The organism is Vibrio sp. HI00D65 (genome assembly GCF_001635455.1).
Classification (GTDB): Bacteria; Pseudomonadota; Gammaproteobacteria; order Enterobacterales; family Vibrionaceae; genus Vibrio.
This window is the reverse complement of sequence record NZ_LWEH01000460.1, coordinates 115601-135910: the sequence shown is the minus strand read 5'-3', so window position 1 is coordinate 135910 and position 20310 is coordinate 115601. Positions and strand designations below refer to the sequence as shown.

21 protein-coding genes and 2 pseudogenes are annotated in these 20310 nt (G+C 43.5%); 10 read left to right on the top strand and 13 right to left on the bottom strand.

The features are described 5' to 3' along the window. Positions 1-278 precede the first annotated feature (278 nt). On the top strand, positions 279-1865 hold the full coding sequence (locus A3712_RS22565; RefSeq protein ID WP_063525128.1) for a BCCT family transporter: 1587 nt from the start codon (positions 279-281) through the stop codon (positions 1863-1865). Between the two features lie 76 nt (positions 1866-1941). Here the strand turns inward: A3712_RS22565 and A3712_RS22560 are convergent. Then, positions 1942-2325, bottom strand: a pseudogene (locus A3712_RS22560) (RidA family protein). 110 nt (positions 2326-2435) lie between these two features. Then, positions 2436-3032: a PhzF family phenazine biosynthesis protein gene (locus A3712_RS22555; RefSeq protein ID WP_063525127.1), complete on the bottom strand. Its 597-nt coding sequence runs from the start codon at positions 3030-3032 to the stop codon at positions 2436-2438. A 359-nt stretch (positions 3033-3391) separates the two neighbouring features. On the opposite strand from A3712_RS22555, the gene A3712_RS22550 reads away from it, so the two are divergent. Beyond that, positions 3392-3838: a DUF417 family protein gene (locus A3712_RS22550; protein WP_063525126.1), complete on the top strand. Its 447-nt coding sequence runs from the start codon at positions 3392-3394 to the stop codon at positions 3836-3838. A 100-nt stretch (positions 3839-3938) separates the two neighbouring features. Here the strand turns inward: A3712_RS22550 and A3712_RS22545 are convergent, their stop codons facing one another. The 9 genes from A3712_RS22545 to A3712_RS22510 all read right to left on the bottom strand — a co-directional run bounded on the left by A3712_RS22545 (position 3939) and on the right by A3712_RS22510 (position 9028). Then, the gene (locus tag A3712_RS22545) at positions 3939-4415 is read right to left on the bottom strand and encodes a GNAT family N-acetyltransferase (protein WP_004737327.1); all 477 of its coding nucleotides are present in this window, start codon (positions 4413-4415) and stop codon (positions 3939-3941) included. Positions 4416-4518: 103 nt separating this feature from the next. Next, positions 4519-5037 carry a GNAT family N-acetyltransferase gene (locus A3712_RS22540; RefSeq protein WP_063525125.1) on the bottom strand — a complete coding sequence of 173 codons (519 nt, stop codon included), beginning with the start codon at positions 5035-5037 and terminating at the stop codon, positions 4519-4521. 90 nt (positions 5038-5127) lie between these two features. Beyond that, positions 5128-5295 (bottom strand): hypothetical protein, encoded by a 168-nt coding sequence (locus tag A3712_RS28005; RefSeq protein WP_171750658.1) that lies wholly within the window; start codon positions 5293-5295, stop codon positions 5128-5130. A gap of 144 nt (positions 5296-5439) precedes the next feature. Then, positions 5440-5955, bottom strand: a complete 516-nt coding sequence (locus tag A3712_RS22535) for a GNAT family N-acetyltransferase (protein ID WP_063525124.1) — start codon at positions 5953-5955, stop codon at positions 5440-5442. A gap of 30 nt (positions 5956-5985) precedes the next feature. Beyond that, positions 5986-6342, bottom strand: coding sequence for a hypothetical protein (locus tag A3712_RS22530; RefSeq protein WP_063525123.1), 357 nt, complete (start codon positions 6340-6342; stop codon positions 5986-5988). A 57-nt stretch (positions 6343-6399) separates the two neighbouring features. After that, positions 6400-7053 carry a DJ-1/PfpI family protein gene (locus A3712_RS22525; protein WP_063525122.1) on the bottom strand — a complete coding sequence of 218 codons (654 nt, stop codon included), beginning with the start codon at positions 7051-7053 and terminating at the stop codon, positions 6400-6402. Between the two features lie 124 nt (positions 7054-7177). Further along, positions 7178-7633, bottom strand: a complete 456-nt coding sequence (locus A3712_RS22520) for a GNAT family N-acetyltransferase (protein WP_063525121.1) — start codon at positions 7631-7633, stop codon at positions 7178-7180. A 19-nt stretch (positions 7634-7652) separates the two neighbouring features. Then, positions 7653-8003, bottom strand: a complete 351-nt coding sequence (locus tag A3712_RS22515) for a hypothetical protein (protein ID WP_063525120.1) — start codon at positions 8001-8003, stop codon at positions 7653-7655. A 140-nt stretch (positions 8004-8143) separates the two neighbouring features. Continuing rightward, positions 8144-9028 carry an AraC family transcriptional regulator gene (locus tag A3712_RS22510; protein WP_063525119.1) on the bottom strand — a complete coding sequence of 295 codons (885 nt, stop codon included), beginning with the start codon at positions 9026-9028 and terminating at the stop codon, positions 8144-8146. 191 nt (positions 9029-9219) lie between these two features. Between A3712_RS22510 and A3712_RS22505 the strand changes: the two genes are divergently transcribed. The 6 genes from A3712_RS22505 to A3712_RS22480 all read left to right on the top strand — a co-directional run bounded on the left by A3712_RS22505 (position 9220) and on the right by A3712_RS22480 (position 15189). Next, on the top strand, positions 9220-10368 hold the full coding sequence (locus tag A3712_RS22505; RefSeq protein ID WP_063525118.1) for an iron-containing alcohol dehydrogenase: 1149 nt from the start codon (positions 9220-9222) through the stop codon (positions 10366-10368). 234 nt (positions 10369-10602) lie between these two features. Beyond that, positions 10603-11349, top strand: coding sequence for an amino acid ABC transporter ATP-binding protein (locus A3712_RS22500; RefSeq protein WP_063525117.1), 747 nt, complete (start codon positions 10603-10605; stop codon positions 11347-11349). Next, positions 11349-12146 (top strand): amino acid ABC transporter permease, encoded by a 798-nt coding sequence (locus A3712_RS22495; RefSeq protein WP_063525116.1) that lies wholly within the window; start codon positions 11349-11351, stop codon positions 12144-12146. The genes A3712_RS22500 and A3712_RS22495 overlap by 1 nt, the downstream gene beginning before the upstream one ends. A gap of 12 nt (positions 12147-12158) precedes the next feature. Beyond that, the gene (locus A3712_RS22490) at positions 12159-12968 is read left to right on the top strand and encodes a transporter substrate-binding domain-containing protein (RefSeq protein ID WP_063525115.1); all 810 of its coding nucleotides are present in this window, start codon (positions 12159-12161) and stop codon (positions 12966-12968) included. A 138-nt stretch (positions 12969-13106) separates the two neighbouring features. Continuing rightward, complete coding sequence (locus A3712_RS22485) at positions 13107-14030, top strand: amino acid ABC transporter permease (RefSeq protein ID WP_063525114.1); 924 nt, start codon at positions 13107-13109, stop codon at positions 14028-14030. 214 nt (positions 14031-14244) lie between these two features. Then, on the top strand, positions 14245-15189 hold the full coding sequence (locus A3712_RS22480; RefSeq protein WP_063525113.1) for an ADP-ribosylglycohydrolase family protein: 945 nt from the start codon (positions 14245-14247) through the stop codon (positions 15187-15189). Between the two features lie 200 nt (positions 15190-15389). Here A3712_RS22480 and A3712_RS22475 read toward each other — a convergent pair. After that, positions 15390-17395, bottom strand: a pseudogene (locus tag A3712_RS22475) (TonB-dependent siderophore receptor). Positions 17396-17415: 20 nt separating this feature from the next. Here A3712_RS22475 and A3712_RS22470 point away from each other — a divergent pair. Beyond that, positions 17416-18624: a helix-turn-helix domain-containing protein gene (locus A3712_RS22470; protein ID WP_063525112.1), complete on the top strand. Its 1209-nt coding sequence runs from the start codon at positions 17416-17418 to the stop codon at positions 18622-18624. Here the strand turns inward: A3712_RS22470 and A3712_RS22465 are convergent. Beyond that, a complete protein-coding gene (locus tag A3712_RS22465; RefSeq protein WP_063525111.1) occupies positions 18621-19529 on the bottom strand; it encodes a LysR family transcriptional regulator in 909 nt (302 codons plus the stop codon). The genes A3712_RS22470 and A3712_RS22465 overlap by 4 nt on opposite strands. A gap of 101 nt (positions 19530-19630) precedes the next feature. Between A3712_RS22465 and A3712_RS22460 the strand changes: the two genes are divergently transcribed. Then, positions 19631-20242 (top strand): LysE family translocator, encoded by a 612-nt coding sequence (locus A3712_RS22460; protein WP_063525110.1) that lies wholly within the window; start codon positions 19631-19633, stop codon positions 20240-20242. Positions 20243-20310: the final 68 nt, after the last annotated feature.

Here is a 20310-nt window from a genome sequence, read left to right as displayed (position 1 = left end):
ATTAAATTTATTTCGGTACGCTAAAAAATATCGCCTAACTCACTTCATTAATTACAAAACTCTATTCATATCGACTTTATTCATTCGTTCTGAAATTTCGTCTTAAAACTAACCAAAAGGGAGTGATTTAGCCATAGAACCGATTTCTTTTCTAAATTCGCCCACTTTTTCTTAACAACTGTGATAGTATCGCGTCTTTTTTTGACGAACCTCACATTTCCAATGCAAGTGTGGGAGAAATACATAGGCTTGAAAGAGCCAAATATAGCGAAGAAATAATGTCCAACTTGACGCAAGTCGCCAACGAAAACATCAACGCAGAATCTACTTCTATTAACTTCACTAAAGCCCAATCTTTGGGTGAAAAACTGGAGCTTGGAAATCCAGTATTTTGGCTAAGTGGGAGCTTTTTAACCCTCTTTGTCATACTTGCCTTCACCAACACCTCGGTGTTATCAGAACTTGTGAACATCGGTTTTAGTTATTCGACTAAATGGTTTGGTGCTTTTTGGCAGGTTCTCTTACTACTCAACTTCATTATCGGCTTAGTACTTGCACTAGGACGCACAGGTCACGTTCGTTTGGGTAAACTTGCCCTTCCTGAAATGACCACATTCAAATGGATGTCGATTGTCTTATGTACGCTGCTCGCAGGCGGTGGTGTATTTTGGGCAGCAGCAGAGCCTATTGCTCACTTCGTTTCTGCTCCGCCTCTATACGGCAACGCTGCTCCTCAAGCAATGGCGTTCAACGCCCTATCTCAGTCTTTCATGCACTGGGGCTTTCTTGCTTGGGCAATCTTAGGGGGCTTATCCTCTATCGTGCTGATGCGCCTTCACTACGATAAAGGGCTTCCTCTTAAACCGCGTACTTTGCTTTATCCACTACTGGGCGAGAAAGCGATTAATAGCTGGATCGGTAACGTAGTCGACGCGTGTAGCATTGTTGCTGTGGCTGCAGGTACTATCGGTCCAATTGGTTTCTTAGGTCTTCAAATCAGTTATGCGTTAAGTGAACTGTTTGGTATCTCAGACAGCTTTACGACTCAGAGCGTCGTCATTCTACTCGCCATCGCCATGTACACCCTATCTGCATTGAGCGGCGTGAACAAAGGCATCCAACTGGTTAGCCGTTACAACATCATCTTGTCTGTGTGTCTTATCGGCTATATCCTTCTTGTCGGCCCAACCAGCTTCATCGTTGATGGCTACTTGCAAGGCATGGGTGAAATGATCGATAACTTCATCCCTATGGCGCTTTATCGCCAAGATACAGCGTGGCTTGGTGGTTGGACGGTATTCTTCTGGGGTTGGTTCTTAGGTTATGGGCCAATGATGGCAATCTTTATTGCTCGCATTTCACGCGGCCGAACGATTCGCCAAATGATAGTGTCAATTAGCATCGTTGCTCCACTGGTAACCTGCTTCTGGTTCAGCATCGTTGGTGGTAGCGGTTTAGCGTTTGAGTTAGAAAACCCTGGTGTGATTTCCAGTGCGTTTGAAGGCTTCAACCTTCCTGCAGTGTTACTGGCTATCACTGCACAACTGCCACTTCCAACTCTGATTGCGATACTGTTCCTTATCCTGACCACCACGTTCATCGTAACGACAGGTGACTCAATGACCTACACCATCAGTGTGGTTATGACAGGCACCACAGAGCCAAACGCAGCGGTACGCACCTTCTGGGGTATCATCATGGGTGCTGTGGCCATCGCGCTTATCTCAATGGGCTCTGGCGGTATATCTGCGCTACAGTCGTTCATTGTTATTACTGCCGTTCCTGTGTCATTCATCTTACTACCATGTTTATGGCATGCACCTAAGATCGCGACACAGATGGCAAAAGAGCAAGGCATCGCTTAATACCAACGCCGACTAACCTCAGTTTCGTGTTTCGAACAAAGAAGCCACTCAAGTGAATCACCTGAGTGGCTTTGTTTTATCTATCTGTGTGTCGGTTTATTGAAACTTTTCCCCCGGCGGCAACCATGAATGACATTTCAACGAACAATTCAGGGTTTGCCTGTTCAGCTTTCACACATGCACGGCTCGGAGCACACCCTTCAGGGAACCATACTTCCCACACTTCGTTGAGCACATCAAAGTTAGCGAAATCCGTTAGGTAAATAGTAACCGACAATACGCGAGATTTATCGCTATTTACCAGGCTCATCATCTCTTCAGCTTGCTCAAAGATTTGTTGAACCTGACTCTAAATGCCCGCAGATGTGTCTGACTCATCAACTTCAACAAAGCTTGCAATACCATTAAAAACAGTTACATCAGACCAACGCTTGGTCGGGTTAATTCTATGAATCTTCACTCGCTATTCTCTTTTTATTGTTGGGATCTACATCAGAGTAATCTAATCCAAATCCTTAATATTGATAACAAAAATTAGTTCGCGGTATTGATCATAGACTCAACACACTTTCACTGACGGCATTCAACTCTAGCAGATACGACAATCGAAGAGTTGGCTCCCTTCTCCACTTCAAAACACCCACCAGCACTAGAAAGCTGACGAACTGAGAGTTTGTCTTTTCCTAGCTTATCGAACCAATATGGGGCCAGTGAACACTGCGCAGATCCGGTTGCTAAATCCTCTGAAATGCCGATCTTCGGTGCAAAATAACGAAGTACATAACCATCATCCGAGCTTTTAGCCGTCACCATAACAGCATGCAGGTCATTGATTCTTTTATACTGTTCAAAATCAGGAGTAAAATTCCTTACTGCTTCCTCTGAATCCAACACTAACACTAAATCTCTTGTCGAGAATACATCGACAACGGGCTGATTCAAAGCCGACAGATCAATTGGAGCATCGCTCCACTGAACGTAAGGTTTAACATTCCAGCTTGGCAGTTCCAATTGAGATAGGCCGTCTTTTCTAGAAATCACGACCTGTCCATGATCACTGTTTAAAGTAACCTCTTCAAACTTATACCGCTCGATCAAATCAGTACCAGCCCCCAAACTACCGTGACCACAAAGGTTTATCTCACCATCTAATGCAAACCAGCGGATGTCGAACTGTCTTCCCTACTTCTTCACAAAAGCAGTAATAGGCTGTGCTAGTTGATGTGTTATTTCTAATAGTTCCGAATCTGCTAACCATTGTTCAAGTTCAACAACCCCACAAGGATTCCCTTTCGCCGACTCTCCACTAAAAACATCATATATAAGTGCGTTGATAACTTATCTCCTTATTTCATTTTATTAAGATCTTAATAAAAACTATCATTTCACTTTTTAAATAAACCATTGATATATAAAACATTAAAATACCACGCATGATGATCCATAAGTAAAGGTAATACTCTCATAGTGAAATTAAATTTTCACTAGTGCGGTCATGTTTTAGGACTAATTAATGGAGTACTTTTATGCATGTTCAAACCTACGAATTGAAGCAAAGCAACTTTGGATACAACCTAGGCGTGATAGGTGTCGCGTTGGTGTTAGCTTGGATTGGAATTTATAAGTTTACGCCTACCGAAGCGATGTTGATTGAACCTTTAATTGCCAACCACCCAGCAATGAGCTGGCTTTACAACTTATTCACAGTCCAATCCGTGTCTAATATGGTTGGTGGTGCTGAAATCATTGTCGCCATTGGGCTGATGATTGGGTTTAAGAAACCGCAAGTCGCGTTTTGTTCTGGCATTGCTGCAGCGGTTATCTTTGTTGTGACACTGAGCTTTCTAATTACCACGCATAACGCTTGGAAAGTATCGGATGGTATTTTGGTCACTAACTTCTTCTTAGTGAAAGATATTCTATTTTTAGCAATCGCGATCAGTGTAATCGAACGCAATAAACCTCAAAAGTAACGATAAAGCAATAAGGTTACCCTAAATCTAGAGGACACCTTAAAATAGACAGGCCCGAAGCTGGCTAGAAGGACCCCGCCAGCTTCTGATATATAAGGTTTTACTTGGCAATACCATCATGATTAAAGCATTGTCTTGTTACCAAGCCCCACTTTTCGTCTTGGTACTGGTCTTCCACATAATTACCTGAGGTGTAGTCATTGACGACTTCTCTCCAGAACTTAACAGCATGATCTGCGCCCAGTACTTGTTTAATCTCCCAACTACCTTTTAGGTGTTCAAATAGTTCAGAGATAAACTGTTTCCCTACTTTGTTCTTACGGAAATAAGGCACCACATAGAAATCACAAATCTCAAACTCGTTTGGCGCTTTGGTTTCAATGGCGGTTAATGCAGCAGGAACGCCATCAATGTAGAGTAAATAACCCGTTACGGCATCACCAAGCGTCGGGTAAATCTCAAACAAGCCATACTCGTCTGGTTTGTCTCCGATAATCTTTGAAAACTCAGCCGCATAGCCCTGATATAAATTCGCGTATACCTGCTGATTACCACTATAGACTGTCACAATGTTCATAAACTGATCTCTGTATTGTTTCGCACCACAATGGTGTGAGCTCATCTTTCCGTGCCTATTATCTCATTGATTATAGGAAAAATAATAGATATCAAATACCCACTTACACGGATATTGCCTTGCGGTAATAGTTGGCATTCTGTTGTTGTCCTTTGAATACTGCGTAATTTTGGACACGCTCAACGAGGTCGAAACCCGTATTTGTTAGTACTTTATTTGAACCGACATTACCTACTAATGCATAAGCATCAATATATTTTAGGGATGAGTGCTTAGACAAATAGGTTAGCAGCTTTCTGACCGCATTAGAGGCGACACCTTTAGAACCAAAAGCTCGACCAACCCGATAGCCGAGCTCCCCGCTTTCACCATTTTTGCTGATATCGCGAACGTTGATTCTTCCACAAATAACGCCGTTAGCGTCCTTAATTAGCATTGGGATCAACTCACCATTTTGGTATTCCTTAAGGAAGAGCTTAACTTGGTCGGCAACCCCTGAATCAGAATAGAAACTGTCATCCCTAGCAGGAACAAATTGATTAAACCACTCTCTATTTTCGACTTCAAATTCGAAAAGAGGACCAACATCGCTTGGTTGAAGTAGGTGTATAGATATCTCCATAAGTAACTCTAAAAGCTCCCTTTAAGTACTGTATTTTCAGATTTCGAACTCTCTGTGTTTCTATCTAGGATGATGGGAGTTAACCATCGCTCAAAGTATTGGCGTGACCAAAAGCAACCCCATTACCGCCATAGATAACAAGGCACCACTGAAAAAACTCGGAGCATGAAATGGTCGAACTTTTGATTTAACGACCTCTCTCTCAATCGCTTCTTGGTAAGTTTTAACGGAGAGTTCCTTAACGTAATTACTTTGCATAATAAGCTCCTTATGAATAAGTAAAAGAAGCTTAAGACTTGAAGTTAGGTTGAGGTAAAGCGAAATTTTAGATAATTGAACTATTTATTTCGCTAGACCACTTAATTTTTGTAAATGTAGGAATGGATACGATATATAAGAAAACTAAAGTAAAGAGTGATACAGGTATAGTTCACGATCTCTACCATGAACTTTACGGACCAGCTTCTCAACAAACTTTACACCGAGCTTTCGTATAACTGACTCTGAGCGTTTGTTTTCAGACAAGTGCATCACTTTCAGTTCTGTGAGCCCCAAATGAGCTTTGCTGTATTCCACTAACGCCAATGAGGCTTCATAGGCTATACCCTGCCCCCAAAACGGAACACCAAGCCAATAACCAAGAATACCAACACCATCTTGCAAACTAGGAAAGCTAACTGCACCGATAATCTCGTCGTTTGCTTTAAGAGTTATCGCGTACACCACACCTTTTCCTTCATTAAAGAAAGACTCGTGCGTGTTAATCCAATCAGTCGCCATACTTGCTTCATATGGATGAGGAATATTAGCCGTCATATCAGCTATCACTTTCTCACCCGCAAGTTCAGCAACGCGCTCGCTATCACTCAATCGAAATGGCCTTAAGATTAATCGTTCCGTGGTAATGTTCTGCTGCATAACCTCTCCCTTAACTAAAGGCTGATAACACTATTCCAAAATCACCCTAAAAATGTCGTTGTTCACGCCACCCACATCCACTAACTCTCCAGTTTTCATATGAATTGACGTGTTTAATTGTCGACTCGAGCGTGGCTCTTTCGTTTCTCGAATCACCAGCATATCGACCAAGTAGCCAGAATGTTGCTTTCGTATTGAGCCCGAAAAAGTGACACTTTCAGCCCTATCGGCGAGTACTGAATTAAATGTTTTGTCTTCTAATACGCCTGCGGAGATCGATGTATCACCATAAAATAGCGTGATGGTTGTTGGGTCCGGTTGCAAAGCTTCATTGGATGCGCAGCCCGTCAGAACTAGGCATAGCATTAAAATAATTCTAAATGGCATAAACTTGTTTTTCGTTCTCTCACTAAACGTTATTTGTAAAAGTGCCGTTGCGATGGTTTAAATCACCGCGTCTGTCAGCTCAACTTTTAGTGACTTGTTATGTAAATTATCAGCCTCTGCAGACTGGATAGTTCCCGAGATAAGATCTTCGAAGAGATCCAACTGCCCTGCTGGGATAAGCTGATTTTGAATCGCTCTACGTTTGTTAGAATCAAATAATCGTTCAGCCATCCAACCGATTAAGTAGACCAGAGAAAGACATCCACCAGCCGTAGCAATGTTGCCTTCAATAACTAAAGGCAGATCTTGGACATCTCCCCCCATCGCTTCTAATGTTGGTTTGGCATGCGGGTTTGTTGTAAGCCTCTTACCTTTAAGTAAACCGAGTTCGTGTAACACAAAAGATCCCGCGCAAATCGACCCGATTAACTGCTCACTCGGATCCAGCTGTAATGAGTTCATGAACTCTGGCTCTTTCAATGCAGCAGGAATACCGCGATAACCACTTGTTATCAGCACTATATCTTGCTGCGCTACTTCACTCAAATGGCCATCGGTTTTCACCGTCATACCCAAATGTGAACGATGCTCAGGCTTAGTTCCAAGAACCTTAACCTCCCAAGAGTCCGTCGTTCTTCCTAATAAGTCATACATCAAGAAGAAGTCTACATCTGTGAAGTCATCAAATAATACGATTCCGACTTTGTACATAATACATGCCCTTGTTGATTACTCTCGAAAGATGAGAAGCGTTAATAGTGAGGCGATTCATAGAAAGGTGATATTAACCACCACATACTTGAGGTCAAACTCGAACCACAATTATTTATGGCCCCTAGGTAACAGCGACGAAATTAGACCATTTTCTTTTTACTTCAGGAGTCAACGCTAGAGTAAAGTCATAACCTAAGTGATTCTCACGTGTTATTTCAAACCCTAATCGCTTATGAAACTGCACCGACAGTTCATTTAAGCGTAAAACATTGCTTACTAATACCCTTGAATCACGATCTTTCAGTATGTTTACAATGCCACGAAATAGAGCAAGAAAAGCGGCTTTACTTCTATAGTCTGGGTGTACCACAAACATAGGGACAAACCAGCTGCCATCGCCTAAATCACTTAACGTCGTGTAGCCAATTAGCTTATTATGTCGCCGATATTCGACAAGCAGTCCTTGTTCCATCGATTGGGCATGAGATGCTAAATACACATCTCTATCTATTGGAAAGCCCGCTTCTTTTGAAATAGACTCCAATGTCATCACGTCCAGTTCTAAATATTCTTCCATTACTACCTCTTATCCGTGCTCAAAAGAATTGCAGAACAAAGCACGCAATAAACGCCGGTAAGCCAGCAATGAATAGCACTAAGCCCGTTTGATAATTCATTCGATAGTGTTCTTGTTGGTCTTTAGCAAAATCGTGCCCGTCGACCATTTTGTAGACTTTGTCTGTAATAGGATCATCTAAGCGCGTTGTTTTGCTATGAACGCCTCCCTCCCAGAGAAGTTTTGCCAAAACCCAAATGACGATAACGACATAAAATAAGAAGTCGACGAGTTGAGTAGAAGCAAAGAAAGGAAAAAACTGCGACAGCACAAAAACGACCATTGCAGCCATCAAATTGATAAGCACCACTTTCTTTAACAAATCGAGCAAATGAACCTCCGACAGAATATTAGTACTTTAATAACGGATATTTATAAAATTCAGATTTCTCGGTCAATCAAAAAATATGTGTAAGATTGCACTATATGAAGTGCCGCATGTTTAACAACCTTCATTGCTGATAGGAAACATTACACCGCTCTTGGAGTAGTATTGAAATGACGTTTAAATTCTCGGCTGAATTGAGATGGACTAGAATAACCAACTCGGCGTGCGGCATCACTTATACGCAGGCCTTCTAACTGGATCAGCTCCTTGGCTTTATTGAGCCTTACCTTCTTCAAGTATTGGAGTGGTGATTCGAAAGTGACGTTACGAAAAGCATTATGGAAAGCAGACACACTCATATTCGCTTCATCGGCTAGCGATTGAACAGTAATGGTTTGGTCATACTCTTCATGCACTTTAGACAATGCTTTGGCGACGCGTGCGTAATGGCCATCATGATGGGCTAAATCAAACAGTACACGGCCCTCAGAGCCTGTTAAAGCGCGATAAACAATCTCCGTCATCATTGCATCACCCAAGATGTTGGCTTCGATATCGCAATGCAGTGTCTTCGCCAACCTAGTGAAACTCTCTAGCATCGCCGTTTCCATTCTAGTGGACTCTAAGCCACTCGAATTCTGTTTGTGCATGTTACAGTAACTCTCTAGAAAACCTTGCTCTTCAAGCTTTTTCACTAAGCTATGCAAGCGCTGAGAATCAATGTTGATCGACAAACCCAATAACGGCTCTCCATCAACAGGCAAAGCTTCACACTCCAGTGGCATTGGCACCCCCACCACTAAGTAATCACCTGCCGCGTAAGTTACTGGCCTGTCGCCTATGTAAATATTCTTTTTACCCTGGCCAAGCATGATGATACCTGACTGATAAGTGAATGGTTGGCGCTGATTCCCCCCACTACTACGATACAACCACACACCCTCTATCTCTGTTTCTCTGATCCCTTCAAGATCGTCCCAACCTTTAAGTTCAACGTAAGATTGCAGTAACTGAGCGAGTGTATTCATAACAGGTGATGTTCCATTCAAAGGGTGATGTTGGTTTGCACAAAAGCCCAAATAGAATATCAATCATGTAGAAATAGGCAATTATTTTGGAGAAATTGGCCTTCACCACCCTATTTCAGTGTACTAATATGCAAATATAGAAATTGAGCACTACAACAAAAATAATTTTAGCTTTACACAAGGAACTGACGATGCAATTTACCTATGTTAACCCTACCGTTATCCACTTCGGCCAAGGCCAAATCAACGCTATCAGCCAAGCTGTTGATACTTCAGAGAAAGTACTTGTCATCTACGGTGGCGGTTCAATCAAAAGCAACGGTGTTTACGACCAAGTAGTCGCATCTCTTAAAGATCACGCTTGGATTGAGTTTTCTGGTGTTGAAGCAAACCCAACCAAAGAAACATTAGACAAAGCAGTCGCTATCGTTAAAGAAGAAAACGTAGAATTCATTATCGCTGTTGGCGGTGGTTCAGTAATTGATGGTTCGAAATACGTTGCAGCAGCAGCGAAATACGACGGTGACGGTTGGGACATCCTAACAGGTGAGCACCCAGTGACCGAAGCAACGCCAATCGGTGCGGTACTGACGCTTCCGGCTACAGGTTCTGAATCAAACATGGGTGCAGTAATCACTCGTAAAGCAACTCAAGAGAAGCTGGCTTTCCTAAACCCTGCGGTACAGCCTAGGTTTGCAGTTATGGACCCAGATGTAATGAAGTCTCTACCAGAGCGCCAATTAGTGAATGGTCTGGTTGATGCTTGGGTTCACGTGTGTGAACAATACATCACTATGCCTGCTGACGCGATGGTTCAAGACGGCTACGCAGAAACATTGCTGAAAAACCTTCTTGTACTGGGTAAACAATACGACGAGCGTGACAACGATGCATGGCGTGCAAACCTAATGTGGACAGCTAACCAAGCGCTAAATGGCCTTATTGGTACTGGTGTTCCTCAAGATTGGGCAACGCACATGATTGGACATGAATTCACAGCCTTGTGGCATGTCGACCACGCACGTTCACTAGCCATTGTTCAACCTTCACTACTTCGTAACCAGATCGAAGCGAAACGCTGTAAACTTGAACAGATGGGACGTAACGTATTTGGCCTAGAAGCGGGCAAAGATTTAGCAGAGCGCACTATCGATGCTATCGAAGCCTTCTATCACAGCCTAGACGTAGCGACTATGTTTGATGGCTACGAGGCGGATAAAGCAAAAGCTATCGACAACGTGGTTGCACAACTAGAATCACATGGTTACCTACAGCTTGGCGAGAACCAAGCTATCACGCTAGAAAAAACTCGCGAGATTCTAGAGTCTGCGATCCATTAACGGTTAAAATTAAAGCAAAGAAATCAGGTTTCTAAATAAAATCGCGATAATTTAAAAATTTATGCAATTAAACTGAACCGAATTCTTTGACCTTTCGTATATTCTTAAGCAGCGTCCTAATCCGGCGCTGTTTTTTATTTGCCCTACAAGATGCTATTAAATTCTCATAAGTTCCTAATTTTGTGTGCAATCATATTTCTATATTGTTAAGGTAAACCTGTCTCTTTACTAGGTATGAACAACGATTTGAACAATCTTAAGAAAATGGTTAAGTTTAAGTCACTTAACAAGTGGTATGGTGATTTTCATGCCCTAAAAGATATTGATCTAAATATTGAACAGGGAGAGATTGTGGTGATTTGCGGGCCATCTGGTTCGGGTAAATCCACTCTGATCCGCTGTATCAATCAGTTAGAACCGTTCGAAAATGGCGAACTTTCCGTGTTAGAACAATCGCTTCCCTGCAAGTTCAATACACCTGGCCAAGTTGGAATGGTGTTTCAGCACTTCCATTTATTCCCCCATCTTACTGTGCTTGAAAACCTTACTCTGTCTCCAATGCGTACGCTCAAAAAAAGCAAAGAAGAAGCAGAGAAAACCGCCATGCATTATCTCGAGTGTGTACACATCGCAGAACAAGCGAATAAGTACCCGGCTCAGCTTTCAGGTGGTCAACAACAACGTGTGGCAATTGCGCGCTCTCTTTGCATGAAGCCAGAACTACTGCTATTCGATGAACCGACATCAGCACTTGATCCGGAAATGATCAATGAAGTGCTTGATGTAATGGTCGAACTGGCAAGTGAAGGCATTACCATGGTATGCGTAACACACGAAATGGGCTTTGCAAAACGCGTTGCCGACCGAGTGATCTTTATGGACGAAGGACAGATCGTGGAATCTAATACGCCACAGAGCCTGTTCGAAAATCCTCAACACGAACGTACTCAAGCGTTCCTAAATCAGATTCTGACTTACTGATGCTGCTGAAAATAATGAAACCCGCCCTCTCTGCCTTGGTACAAATTGTGGTACTTGCTGTAGCCGTTGTTTGGATCCTCGATTCTGGCGCTCAAGCGATGGGATACAGTTGGCAATGGGATCGAGTACCTGACTACATTGCTTTCTATGAAGATGGCGAGTGGTGGCCTGCAGAATTGATGGAAGGACTACTCGTTACCATCAATATCTCGCTGATTTCTTTAGTTGCAACACTGGTGATTGGCTTAACCACAGCCCTATTACGTAACTCCAATTCAGTTGTCGGTCGCACCCTCGCCACTAGCTATGTGGAATTGATTCGTAATACACCATTGTTAGTACAAATTTACCTGCTCTATTTTGTATTCGGTCCTGTAATCGGTCTGGATCGATTTAGCACGGCTGTTTTAGCTTTGGCACTTTTTCAAGGGGCATATACCGCTGAGATATTTCGTGCTGGGTTGAATAGTATTTCTAAAGGACAATTTGAAGCCGCTCAATCTTTGGGCTTATCAAAGACCTATACTTATTGGGATGTGATTCTTCCTCAAGTGGTACAACGTACGTTGCCACCTCTGACTAACGAAGTGATCTCCCTTATCAAAAACTCTTCGATTGTGAGCGTCATGGCTATTTTCGACCTGACAACCGAGGCCAGAAACATTGTTTCTGAAACTGCGATGCCATTTGAGATCTGGTTCTCTGTGGCAATCATTTATCTTGCACTTACACTTTCACTTTCTGCCGTTGCAGCTTGGCTTGAGCATAAGCTCGGAGCTAACTGGCGAACACAATAAGGATTTATCAGCATGAAGCTATTTAAAACCGCTATCACTGCTTTACTTGCGCTTGCCGTAAGTTTGCCTGTGCTTGCGTCTGAAACGCCTAACCTAGACAAAATCAACGAACGTGGCTCTCTACGTGTTGGCATGTCGACTTTTGTTCCTTGGGCAATGCGTAACAAACAAGGTGATCTTGTCGGATTTGAAATCGATGTGGCAAAACGTCTTGCTGAGGATTCAGGCTGGAAAGTTGAATTTGTACCGACGGCATGGGATGGCATTATCCCTTCACTGCTATCGAATAAGTTTGACGTAATCATTGGCGGTATGTCGATTACCGAAGCGCGTGCTAAGAGTGTTCTTTTTACTGAACCATATTCTCACTCTGGTGTTCAATTGGCGGCTAACAAAGAGCTAGCAGAAGGCTTCAGCAAAATTTCGGATTTTGACTCCCGCCGAGTGAAAATTGCAGCTCGTCGTGGCGCCTTCACAGTTCAAGTTGCTCGTGAAACCTTCCCGAAAGCGAAAGTACTTCAGTTCGATGACGACGCTCAAGCTTTCCAAGAAGTACTAAACGGCAATGCACACGCGGTTATCGCTTCTAGCCCTAAGCCAGAACACGAAGCAATCAAGAACGCTGACACTCTATTCATTCCATTTGATGAACGTCTATCAAAAGGTAACGAAGCATTTGCTGTTCGCCTAGGTGAAACCGACAAAGCTGAATTCTTCAACGAGTGGATCAAAGCACGTACTGAGGATGGCTGGTTAAAAGAGCGTTACGAGTACTGGTTCTCTACTCTGGATTGGCAAGATCAGATTGCTCAAGGTCAGTAATCGACGGCTAATTAGCGTTAAATAGCTAATCAAGGCAGTACCTTGCTGGTACTGCCTTTTAGGATACATCAGAGATAGCTATGAATTCATAGCCCATTCTCACAACACATTAATAATCATTGTTTAAACAGGAATGACGTGAGTAGTACTAGCGCATTATCAACGCCCAAGCCCAACCTTCACATGAAGCCTTGGTATCAACGCCTCAATCTATTAGATGGAGTTTTGTTTACCATCATTTGTGTGTTTGCAGGTTGGCTTTATTATCGCTCTGCTGTCGGCATTAACTACCAGTGGCGATGGGAAGACGCATTCACGCTAATCTTCATTCCACCTTCTCAAGGTAGTATCCCTTACTTCTTCCAAGGCCTAGTCTCAACACTGCGTTTAAGTTTGTGGAGTATGGTGTTGGCCTTATCTTTTGGTACCCTGCTTGGGGTTGCAAGACACTCTAAGATCGCTCTGTTTAAGACTCCAGCTCTGCTTTTCATCCAATTGGTTCGAAATATTCCACCACTTGTTTTTGTGTTTATCTTTTACTTTTTTGTCTCTAACCAACTGATTCCTTTGCTTGGTTTAGAAACCCTTCTGCGTGAACACAATGGCGACATTAATCAGCTGCAAGCGTTTCTATTTGGCCCTGCCAACCTTTGGGAGAACTTAGCTTCTGGTGTTATCTGTATTGGTCTACTCTCTTCGGCGTATATCGCTGAAGTGATTCGTGCTGGCTTGGAAAGCATTCCTAAAGGCCAATGGGAAGCTGCGGACTCACTTGGTTTATCCGTCTTCTCAAAATATCGATATGTGGTAGGTCCACAGGTATTAACCGCAATAACCCCGCCTTTAGCTGGCCAAGCAATTTCGTTGGTAAAAGACACTTCGATTGTTTCTCTGATTTCGATTCAAGAAATGACCTTCGTTGGCACCGAGATGGCAAATTCATCCGGTTTGATCTTTGAAATCTGGCTGATTGTTGGCGCGGTTTACTTCGCACTCTGCTTCACGCTATCGCGCATTTTCAGAAAGATAGAGCAACGCTCAAGTGCTTATCTAAACCGCTAGTTTGCACTAGTTACTCCATTGTTTCTGTAGCACTTCAGTAACCTCTGCTTGCCCTAGCCTATAATATTCATCAGCTTATCCTGATTGGTTTAACTCATTGACCAATCAGGATTAATCGTTTCAAAGCTCTCGTCTAAAACACAGCAAACCCTTCATTTAAACACTATACTTTGAATAACAAATCTCATCAGATTCTCTCAAAGGTCAAACCAACATGGATAATCATAAAGAAAGAGCGTTTTATGCCGTTGTCGGCGCATTAGTAGGGGACGCTGCCTCTATGGGGCTACATTGGTTATATGATCAAGAGAGGATCTTACAGGTAGCAGGTTTCGAGCCTGAGTTTCGTTCACCAAACGAGTCCGATTATCAAGATAAAGGCTATTTTGCTCACCAGGGAAAGTCCGCAGGCGACCAATCACAATACGGCGCTCAACTATTGGCGATGGTTGATAGCCTAGTCGACAATCAACACTATGATGAAGCATGCTACATCAAGCACTTCCGCTTCTGGTTTGATTTCGGTGGCAGTTGGCAAGGTTACATAGATAAAGCAACACGCATGAGTTTGCTGAACATCCACCAACTGGAACTGGCCGATGCCCCTATCACAGCCTGTGGCGCTGATGACACGCAATTACCTGCTATTTCAAAAATCATCCCATTAGTGGCTTGTACTTATACTTCTCACACCCTACCAGCGATGGTCGAAAGCGCAGTTCGAGTGACTAATAATAATAATAAAGCCGTCGAGTGGGCGCAGGCTATTACCTTGCTGATTCAAGCTGCGATACAAGGTAATTCACCATCACAATCGGTAGAGATGGTCAGACAAACCTGCGGCAAGTTTATACACGAGCAAATCGATGAAGCATTGGCAGAGCCTGAACTCTCAATCACCGAGGCTGCAAAGAAATTTGGATTGCATTGTGAATTAAGCGCCGCGTTCCCACTGCTGATTCGAATCATTGCAGGCGCTCAAAGCTTTAAACAAGGTATTCGAGATAACATTTTATGTGGCGGTGATAGTTGTGGGCGTGCGATTGTGATTGGCGCGGTATTAGCGGCTTGTTTCTACGAAGAAGACGGTGCAATTACGAAAGAATGGCTGAAGCAAGTCAAGCTCAATAGTGGTGTATTATCTCTGCCCATTGAGTAATTTGTCTTAAGCCCATGTAACCTTTCTAGTAATAAAAAACTAAAGCGCCTCTCGATTCCTTGCTCGAGAGGCGCTGTTCTTTTCACTATTCACTTTAGCGAGTGGCGCAAACGAATAGCTTCAGCTTCGCTCTATAAATTTCGCGGATCCCTACAACCGCTAGCTTATCACTCTGACTGAATCTATTTCGTTACTCGCAACTAGAACTGATACGCGGCAGAAAGCTTATAGTTACGACCAGGTTCAAAGTCATCGAGAGTAAAGCCTCTCGCTGTACCTGAACGGGATGCGTGTGAGGTGTATTGCTCGTCAAATACGTTATCGACACCAAAGGTCACAGACAGTCCATCGACCGTTGATGGCACCCATTGCGCATAAAGGTTATGCACGTCGTAGCCTTCTTTAATTGGCTGACCATCAAATACGTTGTCTTCGTCTTTAACAAACATTGAATTCCAACCAAAAATAGTTTCTAACGCTTCAGACTGGTAGTCTAGCGTTAACGTGATGCTATCGCCCATATCAATACTGCGACCGTTTCCACCCGCGACAGCGCCGCCTGTATCTTTGTTTTTAGTATCTGAACGTGCATAAGAGAGTTTACTGTTAAACACCTCGTAGCCGTAAGACAAGCTTGCTTCAAAGCCTTTGATCTCCACGTCGCCTAAGTTGTAAATCAAGTAACTTTGGCTGGCACGCTGATACTCTTCTGCAATGTAATCATCGATATTGGTTTGGAATACAGTTAGGTTCGCGCCAACAAAGTGATCATCAATACGCTTGTCAAAACGCACACCACCTTGCGTGTTCTGTCCTGTTTCGGCCTTGATATCATCCGCTAAGTACGCAGCATCTTGATACGCAATAAAGGTCTCCATCAACTCTGGGCCTTTAAATAACGAACGTGTGCTCGCAAACAGAGTCCAATCTTGTGTCACATCCCATTGCGTTGCTATAGACCAAGTTACGTCATCGAAATCGTCATTTCCTGTCTCTGCTTTACGCTGATAATCATCAAAACGAACACCCGCTGTGATCGAGAAGGCTTGAGTAAAGTAGAACTGGTCTTCAACAAAAAGTGCGGTAGAAATTGCCGACTCATCCATAAACTTACTGCTGCCGTAATAACTGCTTGATGACTTGTCCATGTAATCAAAACCGTAAGTCGCAACATTATCAAACGACATCAAACGATAGTCCGACTGGAACTTAGCATTCACGCCAAAGTTCTGGTTATTTGCCGTGTTTTTAGACAAACGGTTCGATGGCCAGCGTGGTGCCATGACAGTTTCATCACGCTTAATTTCAGTTTGAGTGTTGTAAAGCGTCACGTCACCTTGATGAGTATCGCCACGTAGCTCATAGCTTTCAGTGACGGTGTCACGTTCGTAATCGGTTGGGATCAGAATATCGTTAGACAGGCTCTCATTAGCGCCACCCGACATATCCGGGCGTGGACTGTAATCGCCGCTATCGCGGTAGAGATCATAAGCGAGTTCAAAAGGTGCAAGTCGCTCGGTTCAAAACCAATCTTACCTAGAATGTTGTATACATCCCCTTCTGAACCAAAGGTTTCATTGCCATCGCCGTCCTTAAAATCATCACGACTCATGTAGTGGCTGTAGAGCATGGCATCAACGTTATCCGACAATAAGCCATACACAGTTAAAGAGCCTTGTTGACTTGCGTTAGTGGCATAACCGCCATAAACACGAGCTCCGAATCTTTCGTCGTAACGAAGCAAGTCTTTTGCATCTTTAGTTTCAAACAACACAGAGCCACCGAGTCCATTTTGCGTGACTGAGTTGTTACCTACTTGGATATCGGCCGATTTCAAAATGTCTGGGTTAAGCGTGAGGTTGCCAATATGGTGGAACATGTTGGCGTGCTGAGAAGCGCCATCAAGTCGAATATCGAGGTCCGTTTCGCTCAAGCCACGAATCGTGATTCTTTGGTTCACCGAGTGTGTGCCCCCAACATCAACACCTGGAATCTCACGCAGTAGGTCCGACATGTGGTCAGCTTGCTTAAGTGACATATCATCGGCAATGATCGATTCAGTGTTGCTTGATACTTTCGTTCCCCACACCACCACTTCATCAAAATGCGATGTGTTCTCTTCTGCTATCACAGGGCTACTAAAGGCACTGGCTATGGCAATACAGAGGGCTGAAAGCTTGATTGTTGAGCTGACTGGGCTTTCCATAAATTCAATCCTAGGTGTAAATGATAATAATTCGTAAATATGATAGGTTTGTAATTTATAAATGCACAGATGATTTGCTTATGCGAAAACGCATTGCTGTTATGAGGAAAGGTGAAATGGGTGAAGTAACGTCAGAGCAAACTAAACTTGCCGAAACGGCTGTGGCGAAAGCGAATGTGATAGCTAAAAAGTCTACATTAACCAAGAGGGTCGCTCTCACCAAAAAGCTAGAACAGACTGAAAAGCAGATCATCGTGACACAAGGTCAAACTAAGCAGACTTCACTCGCTGAGGGGAAGTTTCTTTCTTACCAATACAACGACCAAATTTTTGTCCATGGTGGCCGCTGTATCGAACTGGTCGACAGTAATATCGTATCCACGGCCCACTCCGCTATTTTGATTACTATCCTTCTCGGAGGAAAGCTCATCTTTGGCTACGACGATTTGGAGTTCGACCTCGATGCCAGTAATGGACCACAAGGCGTGGTAGTCAATCTAGCCAAACCAGCCAACTTTAGACGTTCGTTAATTCAAGATAACAAAATGAATAAGATCAATATCTTGGTTAAGCCGCAATGGATTAAAACACGTTTGAGTGATCACTGTTCAAGTAAGTCATTCTTAGATACGCATAAGGCTTGTTACGATATTCAGGTCAACCCCAACATCATTCAACTCGCTAGCACGCTTACACGCCAAGCGATACCAACCAACTTTCAGGACAAGCTTATGCTCGAGACACTGACTCAGCAGTTACTTGCTCAAACATTGTCTCAAATGCCGCTCCGATGTTGCCAAGAGTGCACCACTGAGAGTATAAACGTTAGCCCAAACAGCACGAGTAAAAACATTGGCTTTGCTCAAAACGGTCACCAAGTTAAGGCCGAAAAAGCGTTCGATAATAAGATAGAAGACATCATCAGCTACATTGAAATCAACCTGGATCAACCGCTCAGCCTTGAAAGTATCGCGAGTAGATTCTCAATGAGTGTCTCTAATTTACAACGCCGCTTTAAACAGTCTTACAACCTAACCATCAATGGCTATATTCGCCACCGACGCCTAGACATCGCACGTCTGCATTTAGAGCGCGGCTTAGTTTCAATCACCGAAGCGGCCTATGAAGCGGGTTATCAACATCCTTCAAACTTCAACAATGCGTTTAAGAAAGCGTTTGGTGTACCGCCCCATGAGCTTGCTAAACAATCGACATCAAAGGTCAGTTAGCCTTTGCCGTTAGGATGCATTGGCTCATTAGTTGGAACACACTGCGACAACTCACTCTTCAGCCAAGTCACGAACGAATGCCCTGATTCATCTTGATCGCTGCCTTGTGTGATCAATATGTACTGATGACCAGAAGCTACAAAGCCAAACGGCGCGATCAAATTGCCTCTTTCAATATCGTCAGCGACAAGTGGATACGACCCAAGTGCAACCCCTAACCCATCGACAGCCGCCTGAAAACAAAAATAGAAGTGTGCGAATGTTTGGTTCATTGCTACTTGCGATAATACCTCGCTGTCTACTGCGTCTTTTGTGATGGACATCCAATGCGCCCATGCATTCAGTCGAGTACTGCTGTGCAATAACTTCATATCACCCAAGTTCTCCTTTACTTGTTGCCAGTATTCGGGAGAGCAAACGGGACCAACCCACTCTTCAACTAATGGTGTCTGTTTATGGCTCTCGGTCAGCTTAAAATCATCGCGCCGAATTGCCATATCAAGGCCAGTCGCATCCAGATTCACAGCCCCACCAGCAGTCGACAAACGAACATCAATACCCGACTCGGCGTAAAAATCGCCTAAACGAGGCATCAACCAGCGCATGGTCAATGTTGGTTCGCACGACACTTCGAGCGCGTGGTTGTTCAGTTGGTTGAGCTTTTGGATACCTGTGTCCAACGCCTGAAACGCTTGCTCTGTGTAGCCTTTAAGCAGCTCACCCTCTTTGGTCAAACACACATTGCGACCCTGCTTATAAAACAGAGTTTGTGACAAGTGACTTTCTAACACCTTGATCTGTTTGCTCACCGCACCATGGGTAATGTTCAGCTTTTCTGCCGCTTCGCTATAACTCATCGAATGCGCGGCGACATGAAAAACATGAAATGCTTTAAGATGCCTCATGTGTGATTTTTTCTCACAGTTTTGTGGATTTCATTTCGATTATAGGTAGCAAATAAAAACCATACAATGGCGGCTCATCAAATAATAGAGTTGGAGTATTTATGGAGTGGTTAAGCTTAGCGGTGTTGGGGCTATTGATTGTTATAAGTCCAGGTGCTGATTTCGTTTTAGTTCTGAAGAATAGCGTCAATCAAGGTAGGCAAGCTGGTATTTGGACAGCGTTAGGAGTAAGCCTAGCGATTTGCGTTCATATTAGCTATTCAATGCTCGGTATCAGTTACTTAATCTCACAAAAAGAACAACTTTTCGACATCATTAAATACGCAGGTGCCGCTTACCTTATTTACCTTGGAATAAAGGGAATACTGAGCGCAGACAGCAAACTTGGCCCTATGGAGGGAACGACGCAACACACCAGTACCTGGCGCTATTTGGCACAAGGCTTTTTGTGCAACGTGCTTAACCCTAAAACCATGCTGTTCTTCTTAAGCATCTTTAGCCAAGTCATCTCCCCTGACGCTGAAAACCTGCATGTTGTACTCGGTTATGGGCTTTACATGGTTGTCCTTCACGGCTTGTGGTTTGGAATTGTCGCAATGTTATTTACTTCGAAGACTTTGCAAAAACACTTGTTGAAAGCCAAGAAAAGGCTCAACCAAGCGTGTGGATTTGGCCTTTTAACATTCGGAGCATTATTAGCAATAAAGTCATAAGCTCTGGCTTCACGATTTTTTCACTAACCCCTACTTATCATTTTATGGAGCATCGTTTCTTATTTTCC

Bases quoted from the DNA above. Each gene is read 5' to 3' on its own strand.
- A3712_RS22535 (WP_063525124.1), bottom strand. From the start codon at position 5,955: ATGCAGCAGAACATTACCACGGAACGATTAATCTTAAGGCCATTTCGA.
- A3712_RS22550 (WP_063525126.1), top strand. From the start codon at position 3,392: ATGCATGTTCAAACCTACGAATTGAAGCAAAGCAACTTTGGATACAAC.
- A3712_RS22500 (WP_063525117.1), top strand. From the start codon at position 10,603: ATGAACAACGATTTGAACAATCTTAAGAAAATGGTTAAGTTTAAGTCA.
- A3712_RS22495 (WP_063525116.1), top strand. From the start codon at position 11,349: ATGCTGCTGAAAATAATGAAACCCGCCCTCTCTGCCTTGGTACAAATT.
- A3712_RS22490 (WP_063525115.1), top strand. From the start codon at position 12,159: ATGAAGCTATTTAAAACCGCTATCACTGCTTTACTTGCGCTTGCCGTA.
- A3712_RS22565 (WP_063525128.1), top strand. From the start codon at position 279: ATGTCCAACTTGACGCAAGTCGCCAACGAAAACATCAACGCAGAATCT.
- A3712_RS22545 (WP_004737327.1), bottom strand. From the start codon at position 4,415: ATGAACATTGTGACAGTCTATAGTGGTAATCAGCAGGTATACGCGAAT.
- A3712_RS22460 (WP_063525110.1), top strand. From the start codon at position 19,631: ATGGAGTGGTTAAGCTTAGCGGTGTTGGGGCTATTGATTGTTATAAGT.
- A3712_RS22510 (WP_063525119.1), bottom strand. From the start codon at position 9,028: ATGAATACACTCGCTCAGTTACTGCAATCTTACGTTGAACTTAAAGGT.
- A3712_RS22470 (WP_063525112.1), top strand. From the start codon at position 17,416: ATGATAATAATTCGTAAATATGATAGGTTTGTAATTTATAAATGCACA.
- A3712_RS22520 (WP_063525121.1), bottom strand. From the start codon at position 7,633: ATGGAAGAATATTTAGAACTGGACGTGATGACATTGGAGTCTATTTCA.
- A3712_RS22530 (WP_063525123.1), bottom strand. From the start codon at position 6,342: ATGCCATTTAGAATTATTTTAATGCTATGCCTAGTTCTGACGGGCTGC.
- A3712_RS22465 (WP_063525111.1), bottom strand. From the start codon at position 19,529: ATGAGGCATCTTAAAGCATTTCATGTTTTTCATGTCGCCGCGCATTCG.
- A3712_RS28005 (WP_171750658.1), bottom strand. From the start codon at position 5,295: ATGCAAAGTAATTACGTTAAGGAACTCTCCGTTAAAACTTACCAAGAA.
- A3712_RS22540 (WP_063525125.1), bottom strand. From the start codon at position 5,037: ATGGAGATATCTATACACCTACTTCAACCAAGCGATGTTGGTCCTCTT.
- A3712_RS22480 (WP_063525113.1), top strand. From the start codon at position 14,245: ATGGATAATCATAAAGAAAGAGCGTTTTATGCCGTTGTCGGCGCATTA.
- A3712_RS22525 (WP_063525122.1), bottom strand. From the start codon at position 7,053: ATGTACAAAGTCGGAATCGTATTATTTGATGACTTCACAGATGTAGAC.
- A3712_RS22505 (WP_063525118.1), top strand. From the start codon at position 9,220: ATGCAATTTACCTATGTTAACCCTACCGTTATCCACTTCGGCCAAGGC.